The sequence below is a fragment of the Amorphus sp. MBR-141 genome, from assembly GCF_053628695.1.
The window spans coordinates 39,004-50,912 of sequence record NZ_JBRJGW010000014.1; the positions used below are offsets into that span (position 1 = coordinate 39,004).

Annotated in this window: 10 protein-coding genes; 2 read left to right on the forward strand and 8 right to left on the reverse strand. The window is 65.8% G+C overall.

Annotated elements, in window-relative coordinates; genetic code table 11:
* Nucleotides 1–3 precede the first annotated feature (3 nt).
* From ACSSVZ_RS18030 to rfbF, 5 genes are all read right to left on the reverse strand, one after another.
* A complete protein-coding gene (locus tag ACSSVZ_RS18030) occupies nt 4–1,032 on the reverse strand; it encodes a glycosyltransferase family 2 protein (protein ID WP_453972114.1) in 1,029 nt (342 codons plus the stop codon).
* Between the two features lie 52 nt (nt 1,033–1,084).
* Nucleotides 1,085–2,014: a Gfo/Idh/MocA family oxidoreductase gene (locus ACSSVZ_RS18035; protein ID WP_453972115.1), complete on the reverse strand. Its 930-nt coding sequence runs from the start codon at nt 2,012–2,014 to the stop codon at nt 1,085–1,087.
* Between the two features lie 5 nt (nt 2,015–2,019).
* The gene (locus ACSSVZ_RS18040; protein ID WP_453972116.1) at nt 2,020–3,243 is read right to left on the reverse strand and encodes a class I SAM-dependent methyltransferase; all 1,224 of its coding nucleotides are present in this window, start codon (nt 3,241–3,243) and stop codon (nt 2,020–2,022) included.
* A gap of 84 nt (nt 3,244–3,327) precedes the next feature.
* Nucleotides 3,328–4,467, reverse strand: a complete 1,140-nt coding sequence (gene rfbG, locus ACSSVZ_RS18045) for a CDP-glucose 4,6-dehydratase (RefSeq protein WP_453972117.1) — start codon at nt 4,465–4,467, stop codon at nt 3,328–3,330.
* The gene (gene rfbF, locus ACSSVZ_RS18050) at nt 4,431–5,201 is read right to left on the reverse strand and encodes a glucose-1-phosphate cytidylyltransferase (protein ID WP_453972118.1); all 771 of its coding nucleotides are present in this window, start codon (nt 5,199–5,201) and stop codon (nt 4,431–4,433) included. Before rfbF ends, rfbG begins: the two co-directional genes overlap by 37 nt.
* 291 nt (nt 5,202–5,492) lie before the next feature.
* Here rfbF and ACSSVZ_RS18055 point away from each other — a divergent pair, with 291 nt between their 5' ends.
* Nucleotides 5,493–7,106, forward strand: a complete 1,614-nt coding sequence (locus ACSSVZ_RS18055) for a hypothetical protein (protein ID WP_453972119.1) — start codon at nt 5,493–5,495, stop codon at nt 7,104–7,106.
* A 264-nt stretch (nt 7,107–7,370) separates the two neighbouring features.
* Entirely contained in the window at nt 7,371–7,811 is a 441-nt protein-coding gene (locus ACSSVZ_RS18060; RefSeq protein WP_453972120.1) for a GtrA family protein, read from the forward strand.
* 132 nt (nt 7,812–7,943) lie between these two features.
* Here the strand turns inward: ACSSVZ_RS18060 and ACSSVZ_RS18065 are convergent, their stop codons facing one another.
* From ACSSVZ_RS18065 to ACSSVZ_RS18075, 3 genes are all read right to left on the reverse strand, one after another.
* Nucleotides 7,944–8,915: a glycosyltransferase family 2 protein gene (locus tag ACSSVZ_RS18065; protein WP_453972121.1), complete on the reverse strand. Its 972-nt coding sequence runs from the start codon at nt 8,913–8,915 to the stop codon at nt 7,944–7,946.
* Between the two features lie 117 nt (nt 8,916–9,032).
* Complete coding sequence (locus ACSSVZ_RS18070; protein ID WP_453972122.1) at nt 9,033–11,084, reverse strand: DUF2207 domain-containing protein; 2,052 nt, start codon at nt 11,082–11,084, stop codon at nt 9,033–9,035.
* Between the two features lie 35 nt (nt 11,085–11,119).
* The gene (locus ACSSVZ_RS18075) at nt 11,120–11,683 is read right to left on the reverse strand and encodes a LemA family protein (RefSeq protein WP_453972123.1); all 564 of its coding nucleotides are present in this window, start codon (nt 11,681–11,683) and stop codon (nt 11,120–11,122) included.
* Nucleotides 11,684–11,909 lie beyond the last annotated feature (226 nt).

Sequence of the window (11,909 nt, forward strand, 5' to 3'; positions counted from 1 at the left end):
GCGCTAGTCGTCGAAATTGATGCGCTCGCGCTCGACCACGATCGGCTTGCGGCGGACTTGGTTGAAGATTGCAATGATGTATTCGCCGATCACGCCGATGAAGAAAAGCTGCACGCCGCCGAAGAAGAACAAGGCGGCAATAATCGTCGGCACGCCGCTCACCGCCTCGACGAAGCCGAACAGCGTGAGAAACGTGACGAGAAACGCATAGATCACGCTCAGCACGGAGATGACGAAGCCGCACAGGAGGGCGATCCGCACCGGGGCGCCAGAGAAGCTGACGATCCCGTTCAGGCCTTGACCGAACATGTGCGACAGGCGGTTGCGGGATTTGCCGTGCTTGCGGGCCCGCCAAGTGTACTTGATGCCCTTGGAACGGAAACCGACGTCGAATGTCATGAGACGCATGAACGGCTGCGCATCTTCGACGCGCTTCATCGCCTCATGGACCTTGCGGTCGACCAGCTGGAAGTCGCCCGCGTCCGGAGGATAGTCGACATAGGTCAGGCGGCTCAGCAGCCGATAGTACATCCGCCGGGCTGTCTTGATGACGACGCCTTCCTCGCGTTCGGCCCGCATCCCGTACACGATCTCGTATCCGTTTTCCCAATGCCGGACGAACTCCGGGATCAGTTCGGGAGGATCCTGAAGGTCGACGGGCAGGAACAGGAGCACGGCGTCGCCGCTCGCCGCGAGGACGCCGTTGTAGGTGTTCCTCAGGATGCCAAAGTTGCGGGAATTCACGATGACCTTGATACGGCGATCGTCGCGTGCGTATTCCTTCAGTATTTCAAGCGTGCGGTCCGTGGAGCAGTTGTCGCAGAATATGTGCTCGAATGTATAATCAGGAAGCTGTTCGGAGAATACATTTCGAACGGTTTCTATGCATTCGACGATGCTGTCTTCTTCGTTATAGAATGGAGTGATTATGCTGATTTTCTTCTTGGGCGCGGCGGCTTCACCGATCGGAGTGGCGTCTCCGATGCTTCGGGAGCTCGCTTCGGAGGAGGAGACGGGGGCCGACGGCGACATCGCGGGTTATCCTGAATGCTGTCCGGGTGCAGTGTGACCGCAAACGTGGCGATCATGAGTTGCGGACGGTCTTGGCTTCAATAGCGGCCCAGAGGTCGACGGAGCGGGCATACCAATTTGGCAGCTCGGGTGGGGAGGCCTTGGCGAATTCGCGGCAAAGGCTGGTGAGAACGTCGACACGCCGGTCCAGCGCCGATACCGGCGCCTCGTCGAATGGATCGCCGAGCGCGACCGCGAAGGGGGCGGTTGAACCTGGCCCGCTTCCAGCCATGACGAGGAAGCGGGTCTCCGCCGCCTTGCTGTCCACCATCAGGTCGCAGGAGGGGAGGCCGGGACCACACAATCGTGCCTGCCAGCGTTGGTCGTCATCCTCTCCCGACGATCGGATCGAGCTCCACTCGACATCATGATAGCCGAATTCGGCAAGCAGGGCGACGAGATGGATCGCGTAGAAGCGGAGGACGCCGCCGCCCTGGCTGGGTCGCCGCTTCCACGTCTCCAACTGGGTCCGATAGTGGTGCGCGTTGAAGCGCCAGTCGATCGAGAGCGGGGTGGTCGGGTCCGCGGTGGAGAGCCAGCCCCGCAGCCTCTCAGCCCAGGGGGTGTAGCGGAAGGTGAACCCGACGCGCGTGTGCTTTCCGGCCTCCCGCAGATCGACAAGCAACTGTCTGGCCTGCCGGGGGGCGGGAGCGAGGGGTTTTTCGAGCAGGAACCGATCAATGGCCGGATAGGTCGACAACGCCCGTCGGACGAGCTCGACCTGATCTGCCGGACGCCGGCCGACGATCAGCGCGTCACATCTGCGGAGGACCTCCTCATCGTCCCCGGCCCAGTCGATATCCTTCGCGAAACGGCCAATGTCCTCCCGAGCTTCGAGGGTCGCCTGGTAGCGGCGCGGCAGCACAACGGTCTCCGCCAAGCCGGCGACGGCAGGCAGATAGCCGTAGAGGCCGAAGCCCGATCCGAGGATGCCGACGTTCATTGGCTTCAGGCGAAGTCCCCGGCCGAGATGATGCCGATCAGCTCGCCCTTGTAGCCGCGCCCGCGCATGTAGGTCTCGATCTCACCGGCAATGTGCCAAGCCATGTTGATGACCGGCCCCTCAGCGGTTGCTGCATCGAAATCGTCGTCGGACAGGATCGGGATCCGGGTGCCCGGGACAAAATGACCGATCTTGCCGGAAGCGGGCTTTTCGTAGACCGCCGAGATCATCGTCTCGTCCAGGTCCAGAAGCTTGATCGGAATTGCCGAGCGCCCCGGGAACGCCTTCGCGGCGAGGGGGCCATGTTCGGCGACGGCGGCCTCGATCTGTTTGCGCTTTGCGGCCTTCCAGACCTGGATGTCGTGGCCCATCTTCTTGAGCTCGTTTCCGAAATCTCTCTCGCGCGGATGGACTTCATCCCAGCGGTCGTGCGGTCCGCTTCCCGGACGCATCATCACGCGGATGTTGCCGCCATACCGGCTCGGAAACTCTACCTTGGCGATCCTGCGCTGCAGCGACTCGGCCATATAGGCGAAGGAGGTGTAGCTGTAGGTGCGCGGGTGCTCATGATAGAAGGTGTCGAACTGATTTCGCTCGATCACCGCGCCCAGATAGTGGTTCTCCACCACGATCGCCGTCTCATCGTGAGAAAGCGCCAGCAGCGAACGGATGACAGCCGGAAGATCTTCGATGTGGGCGAAGACGTTGGTGAAGGTAATAATGTCCGGCTTGCCGTAGCGTTCGACGAAGGCCGTCGCCACGTCTTCGGTCAGGAACTCGTTGAGGACTTCATGACCCGCCGCGCGTGCATCCTCTGCAGCACCGGTCGGCTCGATGCCGTAGGTTTCCGCTCCATGCTCGCGAAAGATCGAGAGCAGGCTGCCGTCGTTGCAACCGACGTCCAGAACCTTCTTACCCTGAAGGGACTCGAGTTCCGCGCCGCAGGCCTCGACCAGCGTGCGCATGCCATTCAGCACGTCCGCGGTGTGGCGGGATCGGTAATGGTAGGTCGAGGGAAACAGCTCCTGCTTCGGGACCTGAAAGTGCTGATGGGCCGTGATGCATTTGCTGCAGAAATGAATCTCGATCGGGTATTCGCGACACGTCCGATCTTCGCCGACGCGAACCAGGTCGTCGCACATCGGGTGCTTGCCAAGGTCAAGGACCGGTTCCAATTCCTGGCTGCCGCACACCTCGCAATGCGTGATTTCGTGAAGTCGGCTGTTCATTCCGTTCATCCCTCAAAGCGATCAATCGCAGGCGGTGGCGGCACGATGCAAGGCATCGGTAATAGTGGCCTCGGCGTGAGGCGTCTAGCCGGACGGTGAGGCGGTCCTGGAGGTCGGTGCAGCGTGCGAGTTGGCCTGACGCAGGACGTCGTTGATCTGGCCAATCGTGAACCGGCGCATGTCAGCGCCCGTATTGCACGCGGCATACCAGGCGACGGTCATATCCAGCGCTTCCTCCAGCGATAGCAGCGGCCTCCATCCGAGCCGGGCGGCGGCCTTTGTGCAGTCAAGCTTCAGGTAGGCGGCTTCGTGAGGGTGTTCACCCCCGTCCTGTTCCCACCTGGCCGTACCACCCCATTTGCGCGCAAGATTGTCCACGATATGTCGGACGGGCACTTCGCTTTCGGCGGCGGGTCCGAAATTCCACCCCCCAGCGAAGGCGTCACCCGCGGTTGCAAGATGTTCGGCCAGGCGAAGGTAGCCGAGCACGGGATCGAGAACGTGCTGCCAGGGCCGAACGGCCGCCGGATTGCGGATGCGGAGCGACGTGTCGGCGATGAAGGCCCGCATGGCATCGGGGACTAGTCTGTCCGTCGACCAGTCTCCTCCGCCGATGACGTTGCCGGCGCGGCCGCTGGCGATGTGCGCGGTATTCGGCCGCTGGAAAAAGCTGCGGCGGTAGGCCGATGTGACCAGCTCGGCGCAACCCTTGCTGTTGCTGTAAGGGTCGTGCCCGCCCATCATGTCGGGCTCACGATATCCCCACAGGGAGCCGACATTTTCGTAGCATTTGTCGCTGGTCACCACGACGACGGCCTGAAGGTCCGGGGCGTGCCGCGCGGCTTCCAGGACGTGAACGGTCCCCATGACGTTCGTCGCATAGGTGCCGACCGGATCCTCGTAGGACGGTCGCACGAGCGCCTGGGCGGCCATGTGCAGGACGATTTCCGGTCGCGCGCGTTCCATTGCGGCACGGACGACGTCGATATCACGGATGTCACCGACGGAGTGCGACATGCCGTCCGCTGCGCCGGTCACCTCGAACAGGCTATCGGTACCGTCCGGCGGGAGGGCAAGCCCATAGGTTTCGGCTCCCATTTCGGACAGTAGCAACGATGCCCACGAGCCCTTGAAGCCCGTATGTCCGGTGAGCAGGACGCGCCGGCCACGCCAGAAAGACGGGTCGATCACCATTGCTTCCACTTCGCCCGGCCCGACGTCCATTCTTCCTCAAGAAACTGGCGGTCGCGCAGCGTGTCCATCGGGTGCCAGAAGCCATTGTGGACGTATGCACGCATCTGATCGTCACGCGCCAGAGCCTCCATGGGCTCCCGCTCCCAGACGGTTTCGTCGCCCTGGATCAGATCGCCAACCGAAGGCGATAAAAGGAAGAAGCCACCGTTGATCCAGCCGCCGTCATCCTCGGGCTTTTCCTGAAAGCTGGTGACCCTGTCACCCTCGATCGAGACGGCTCCGAATCGCTTGGCCGGACGAACCACCGCCACGGTCGCTTTTCGACCATGGGCCTTATGGAATGCCACTTCCTTGCCGATGTCGATGTCGCCCACGCCATCGCCGTAGGTGAGGGCGAAGAAGGGATCATCAGCCACGTAGGGAAGAACCCGCTTCACCCGGCCGCCGGTCATGGTGGTGTCGCCCGTGTCGATCAGGGTGACCCTCCACGGCTCTGCAGACTCGCGATGTACTTCCATCCGATTCTCGGCCATGTGGAAAGTGACGTCGGACATGTGGAGAAAGTAGTTCGCGAAATATTCCTTGATCGCGTACCCCTTGTATCCAAGGCATACGACAAAATCATTAAAGCCGAAGCTGCTGTAGATCTTCATTACGTGCCAGAGGATCGGGCGGCCGCCAATTTCGACCATCGGCTTTGGCCTGACATTTGTTTCTTCGGCAAGCCGCGTACCTAGGCCGCCGGCCAGAATGACCACCTTCATGAGATACCTTCTGTGCCATTGATCGCCGGCGAGGGTGTGTGGCAATCAAGCTGCAAGGTCAAGCCCGACGGGTCGCTGCCGGACCAGACCCCATCGTGTCGCGAAGACATACGATCGCAGACGTTTCGTTTTGCGCGCGAGCCTTGATAAAGCTGATCGCGCGCAGATGAGCGAAAACCCGCGTCGATGCGATACCCCGCCCTTACCTGAGACATTCCTCCGGTATGGTCTTTCATAATGCCCGGCTGCCCGCAACAGGATCCCGGCCCGGCACAGCCATCGGTTTCCCGCATGCGTTCAACGCCCGCTCTGCCCGACCAGCGCTCCGGCACGACGTCCACCGAATGGATCGTCCTCTGCGTCTTTCTGCTGGCGATCTTCGTGCTGTGGCAGACGACGTACATCTCGTGGAAGCCGGTGCCGGGGAACAATCCGGAGTTTCCGCTCGGCTGGTGGGGCTGGTTCGACCAGGGCAACTATCTGCGCTCGGCGAAGGCGATCCTCGAGTGGAACCTGGCGCCGTCGGAATATTACTATCCGCCGCTCTACCCGCTGATCGGCGCCGCCTTCGTGCCCGTGTTTCCCTACCACGCCTACTATTTCGTCGATCTGGCGGCGACGATGGGCTTCTTCCTGCTGTTCGTGGCGACCACGCGGCGCTACATCGGCTTCTGGCCGGCGGCGGTGGTCGGCTTCACCTTCCTGGTGGTGTTCAACGTCGTCCGCCTGCAGTGGGTGATCCCGTGGACGAGCACGGTGTCCGCCGTCATCGTCGGCGCCTCGCTGCTGCTGCTCGACCGCTACGACCGGGCCCGGCGGGAGCGGGCCTGGAGCACCCGCGCCCACATCCTCAACGCCTACCTGTTCGGCCTGGTCTGCGGCCTGCAGCTGCCGCTCCGGCCCGGCGACATCGTGCTGATGGCGCCGGTGGCGCTCGGCTACGGCGTGCTGGTGGCGATCGACCTGGTGGCCGGCGACCCGCTGCGGCGGCGCCAGGCGGCCTGGGCCGCGGTCGCCGGCGTGCTCGGGCTGGTGCCCGGCGCCGTCATCATGTTCGGCTTCAACCTGCTGGTGTTCGACGACCTGCTCGGCGGCTATTTCGCCCTGTCGGTGTCGCGCGGCTTCTATTTCGGCGACTTCTTCGAGAAGCTGTTCTCGCTGGTGGTCGCCTCGCACCCGATCTACGTGGAGCGCGGCGCCGACTGGCTGACCGAACTGCCGATCAACGCGCTCTGCATCGGCTTCCTGCCGGCGGCCGCCCTGTTCGCCCGGCCGCTGGTGTTCCGGCTGACGGCGGTCGCGGCGATGTTCCAGATCGTGCTGTACTTCTCCTACGGCGACGCGCTGCCGACCGGCACCTTCCGCTACAACAACATCCATTATTTCAAGTGGATGCTGCCGTGGATCGTGGCGTTCGCGGCCTATTTCGCCGTCCACGCGGTGGCGGCCACGGGCGCGGCGCGGCTGCAGGCCCGTATCGGCCTGGCCGCCGGCATCGTCCTGTCGCTGCTCCTGTTCAGCGTCAACGTCGACCCGGTGCCGCGGCCGGCGACGGCCATCGAGGCGACCGGCGAGGGGGGCGTGGTGCTGACCTTCCCCGAGGGCCGGCCGCTCGAGTACATCGACTTCGACGGCACGCCGGCGGACTGGACGGACGTCTATTTCGAGAACCGCGCGGTGGTGCGGGTCGATGGTGGGGCGCCGCTGGAAAATTACGGGGAGTTCCGGATGTTTCCGCGCAAGGACGGCATCCGGCTGCTGTTCATCCGGCCGGTGGATCCGGAGACGGTGAGTGTCGACTTCGGGGTGGCGATGCGCCGCGATGCGCCGCTGGACGCCACCTCGGTGCATCCGGTCTCGGTCCGCTTCGTGCTCGACCTGCCGTTCGCCAGCCACTGGCGCTGACGGCGCGGCGGCCGCTCGCGGACGAACGTGCGGGCCGGGACAGGTCCGGACGCCGCCGCCGCGCGTATCGGTATAGACCGTGCTCGTTTCTCATATCCTGGCGCGGAATGCGGGCCGAAACCCGGTTCCCGCTTGTCTTCATCCCACTCCAGCGCCGCTGCCCTCGACTTGACGGATTTGCGGGCGTTGGTAGGCATCCGACTTGCCGCGCACCGGACCGGGCGGGGTCCGATTCGCAACAGCCCGCTTCTGGAGTTCGCCCGCATGACCGTCTCCCCACCAGATGCCGCCGACGGTCCGGCGGACGGATCGATCAGCGGGCTCCGGCGGATCTTCCGCTTTCTGGTGACCGGCGGGACGGGCTTTGCGGTTGATGCGGGCGTGCTGAGCCTGGTGCTGGCGACGACCTCCGCCGGCCCGATCACGGCGCGCTGCGTGTCGTTTCCGGCCGCGCTGCTGGTGACCTGGCTCCTCAACCGGTCGTGGTCGTTCGGCGACCGCGCCCGGCCGCGGCTGAGCCGGGAGCTCGCCGGCTACGTCGGCCTCCAGGTGGCCGGGTTCCTGGTCAACTCGGGGATCTACGTGGTGCTGGTGACGGGCATCGGCGGCGTCGCGCTGCCGCCGGTGGTGGCGCTGTTCTTCGGCTCCGGCGCCGCCGCCTTCCTCACCTTCGCGCTGATGAACGCCCGCCTCTACGGCCGGTAGAGCATTTCCCGTTCAGATCGACGCGATCTGAACGAAGAGGAATTGCTCAAGGGTTTGATTCTGGAGCCATTTCTTATCGATCAGGTGATATCACCTGACCGGAAAAGGCTCCAGCGCCCCGGCGGGAGCGGATCAGCCGTTGGGATCGACGCCGTCCAGCCGCGCGTTCCAGGCGCGCCGCCCCTTCAGGAATTCCGCGATGGTGGCGCGGCGACGGTCGCCGCCGAGGATGCCGAGGATCAGGCCGATCGACAGCGACTGCAGGCCGACCAGGCCGAACGTCGCGGTGGCGACGGTGGTCGCGATGTAGGGCACTTGGCCGAGCTCGAAGAAGGTCGAGATGACGAACAGGCCCCAGATCAGCGAGATCAGCAGGCACAGCCCGCCCAGCGAACCGAAGATCACGAACGGGTAGAACACCATCGCGTTGAGGACGGCGAACCAGATGATGCGGGCGCCGTCACGGAAGGTGTCGAGCTTCGATTCGGAATCCTCCTTGCGCGCCCGGTAGTCGATCGGGATCTCGCGCACGTCGGCCTTGGCGTAGGCGGCGATCACGTTGAGCTCGGTCTCGAGCTGGAAGCCGTGGCTCTGCACGTCGAGGAGGTCGACGAAGGGGCGCGACATGATGCGCATGCCCGATAGCACGTCGCTGTAGCGCTTGTTCGACAGGAACGAGATCAGCTGGGTCAGCACGCGGTTGCCGAAGCCGTGGAACGAGCGGGTGTTCTGCTTGTCGTAGGCGCCGTGGCTGACGCGGTCGCCGACCACCATGTCGAGGCGTTCGCGGATCAGCTCGTCGCACAGGCGCCGGGCATCCACCGCCGGATAGGTGTGGTCGGCGTCGACCATGATGTAGATGTCGGCGACGAGGCGGGAGAGGGCCTTCTTGACGGCGCGCCCCTTGCCCTGGGCAGTCTCCGTCATCAGCAGGTGGCGGGTGCCGCGGAAATGCTCCTCGACGATCGCCGCCGTGCGGTCCTTCGAGTTGTTGTCGACGACGACCATCACCGCGTCGGGAAAGTGCTCCGCATAATCCTCGATCGTGTCGGCGATCGCGTGCTCTTCGTTGTAGGCAGGGATGACGATGCAGATGTTGACCATGACAGACGCGAATCACTCCGGCGGCACACGTTTGCGGCCGCGCCGTTTCACCCTTCGACGGGGGCTCACATAGCAGCCCAGGCCCGCCGTGTCTCGCGTCGGCGCCCGCCCGGGGCTCTACCAGCCGCCGCCGCCGCCGCCGCCTCCGCCGCCGCCGGAGAAGCCGCCGCCGAACGATCCCGATGAGCCGGAGCTCGCCGAGCGGATCGACGAGATGCCCTGGTTCACCGTCCGCGACACGCCCGAACCGATGCCGTCGGACACCGAGCCGAGGGCGGCCGGTGTCCACATGCCGCCGTGGTGGCCGTGATACCAGACCGGCGCGACCATCGTGCCGGCCGCCACCAGGTGGGCGAACTGGTTGGTCCACGCCGTTTCCACCCCCAGCGCCACGGCATAGGGCAGCAGCGCCTCGAAATGCTCGAAGGTGCGGTCCGGCGGATTGTGGAACTTCATCCGGTCGGCTTCCGCCACCGTCAGATAGAGGCGGGTGCCCTCGATCTCGCGGATCGCCTCGATGCCGGCGCTGGTCGGCCGGCCCATCAGCCGGAAGAAGATGGGCGGGATGGCGGCCGCCACGATCAGCGCGAGGCCGGCCACCAGGCCGGCGTCGCCGATGAGCAGCACCGAGGTCGCCAGGGCGAACACCAGCGCGACCACGGTGAAGACGGTGAACACCAGCGCCGGCGGCAGGCTCGTCCATTGGCGGCGGACCACCAGCCACCAGCTGCGCAGCGCCAGCGTGCCGGCCACGAACACGCCCACGATGGCGGCGAAGGCGAACAGCCGGTAGGCCGCGCCGGCGATCGGGTCCGCGCTCGACAGGTCGCTGAGGATCCAGGTGACGGCGGCGATGGCGAAGCCGCCGATCCACCAGCCCAGATTCTGGTCGACGTGCCTGCGCAGGAAGCGGCCCGAGAGGAATGCGCTCAGCGTGGTGTTGGCCTTGGCCAGCACCACCGAATCCGACTTCGACAGGCTGACGGTGTCGCCGACGCCGGCGAACAGCTTGGCCAGCACCTTGGCCTCGCCCGGGCTCGGCTCCGCCCGGCCCGGGCCGACCCGGGTGAGGGTCAGCGAGCCGTCGGCGTCGCCCTCGGAGAATTCGACGTGGCCCTTGACGGCGAGATCCAGCAGGGCGGCGACCAGGCACTTGGTGTCGTAGGCCATGCGGTCGAGATAGCGCATGGCGTGGGGCGGGATGGTCGGCCGGTAGACCGGGATGATCGGTCCGAGCGCCGGATCGCGGCCGACCCCGTTCCAGGCGTAGAGGAAGTAGACCAGCGTCGCCAGCGCGCCGACGATGGAGATGATCGCCATCAGCGGGTCGCCGAGCAGCCGGGTGAGGGCGGACGGCTCCGGCACGATGCCCTTGGGGAAGGCGACGGCGACGGTCATGCCCGTCTGCGGCGGCAGCGGGCGGGTGGTCGCAAAGCGGGCCTCGCCGGCGCCGACGGACACCGTCGCGTCGTGGTCGCCCGCGCCGAAGCCGCCGGTGTAGACGGAGGTGGAGATCACCTCGGCGTTGTCGGGAAGCGTCACGATCGCCTGGGCCTGGTCGATCGGGAAGGCCCATTCGTCGCCGGTCGCGTTCCAGTAGATCTCGTCGTAGCCGTCGAAGAAGCCGATCTGCCGGGTCATCCGGTAGGCGATCCGGTAGGTGTAGACGCCCGGCTCCAGGAACACGTCGGCGTCGCCGATGCGGATCTCGGCCTTGCCGCTCTCCAGGCTCACGCTGTGGGCCGCCGGCGCGCCGTTCTGGGTCACCGACTGGAGGTCGAAGCCGGCGCGGACGCGGCCGAGCCCCATGGTCCGCGTCAGCGGGATGACGCGGAAGATGCCGCGCCGGATCTGGTCGCCGCGCGCCACCACCTGGATCGTCTCGGTGACGTCGATCGCGCCGGTGTCGTCGACGGCGATCTGGCTGCGGAAGAAGCGGATGCGCTCGGGGCCGCTCGCCGGGCCGGTGGGCAGCGGCGCGAGGGGGGCCGCCGCCGCCGTCGAGGAAGGGGCCTGTGCGGCGGCCGGCGATGCCGCGACGGAGGGACCCGCGAGGCCGGCGTCGGTCCGGGAGGCGCCGCCCCCATCCAGCGACCGCCAGATGCCGGACTGGGCGCCGATCACCAGAAGAACGGCGATCGCGAGGAAGACGAGGCGGGGTCTCGACATGGGGCCTTCCGGTCAGGCGGCAGCGGAGGTGGGGGTCAGGGCTTGCCGAAATCCACGGCGACCGGCTCGGCCACCTTGGGGTCGTCGAACTCCAGGAACTCGCGTTCCGAAAAGCCGAGCGAGCGGGAGAACAGGTTGGCCGGGAAGGACTGGATCATCACGTTGTACGACTTCACGGAGCCGTTGTAGAAGCGCCGGGACCGCGAGATCTGGTCTTCGGTCTGGGTCAGCTCGTCCTGCAGCTGGCGGAAGTTCTGGTCGGCCTTGAGGTCGGGATAGGCCTCCGACAGGGCGAACAGCTTGCCGAGCGCGCCGGAGAGGATGTTTTCCGTCCGTGCCTGGCTTTCCGGCGAGCCGGTGTTGGCGACCGCCTGGTTGCGCGCCTGGATGACCGCCTCCAGCGTCTCGCGCTCGTGGGAGGCGTAGCCCTTCACCGTCTGCACCAGGTTCGGGATGAGGTCGTAGCGACGCTTCATCTGCACCTGGATGTCGGACCACGCCTCGTCGACCTGGGCGCGGGCGGCGACGAGCCGGTTGTAGAGAAGGATGGCGAAGATCGCGACGAGAGCGATCACGCCAACGACGATCCAGGTTCCCATGTGCACCCCCGTGCGGCTGCCGCCTGATGGGCGCGCCGGCCGGCTCGCCCGGCCGGGCGCCGTCCGGCTCCGGTCTGTCCGATGGTTGTAGGCGATGGCAGGGGCCGCCGAAAGCCCGCACCGCTCACCGGCCGGAAACACGGCGGGAGGGAACGCCTCCAGTTTGGAGGCGTTACACACAGCAAGTCGCCGGCTGGGGCTGAGCGCCGGGCGTCGTGCCGGGTGC

Coding starts and splice junctions, on each gene's coding strand:
- ACSSVZ_RS18030 (WP_453972114.1), bottom strand. CDS start 1,032: ATGTCGCCGTCGGCCCCCGTCTCCTCCTCCGAAGCGAGCTCCCGAAGC.
- ACSSVZ_RS18035 (WP_453972115.1), bottom strand. CDS start 2,014: ATGAACGTCGGCATCCTCGGATCGGGCTTCGGCCTCTACGGCTATCTG.
- ACSSVZ_RS18040 (WP_453972116.1), bottom strand. CDS start 3,243: ATGAACAGCCGACTTCACGAAATCACGCATTGCGAGGTGTGCGGCAGC.
- rfbG (WP_453972117.1), bottom strand. CDS start 4,467: ATGGACGTCGGGCCGGGCGAAGTGGAAGCAATGGTGATCGACCCGTCT.
- rfbF (WP_453972118.1), bottom strand. CDS start 5,201: ATGAAGGTGGTCATTCTGGCCGGCGGCCTAGGTACGCGGCTTGCCGAA.
- ACSSVZ_RS18055 (WP_453972119.1), top strand. CDS start 5,493: ATGCGTTCAACGCCCGCTCTGCCCGACCAGCGCTCCGGCACGACGTCC.
- ACSSVZ_RS18060 (WP_453972120.1), top strand. CDS start 7,371: ATGACCGTCTCCCCACCAGATGCCGCCGACGGTCCGGCGGACGGATCG.
- ACSSVZ_RS18065 (WP_453972121.1), bottom strand. CDS start 8,915: ATGGTCAACATCTGCATCGTCATCCCTGCCTACAACGAAGAGCACGCG.
- ACSSVZ_RS18070 (WP_453972122.1), bottom strand. CDS start 11,084: ATGTCGAGACCCCGCCTCGTCTTCCTCGCGATCGCCGTTCTTCTGGTG.
- ACSSVZ_RS18075 (WP_453972123.1), bottom strand. CDS start 11,683: ATGGGAACCTGGATCGTCGTTGGCGTGATCGCTCTCGTCGCGATCTTC.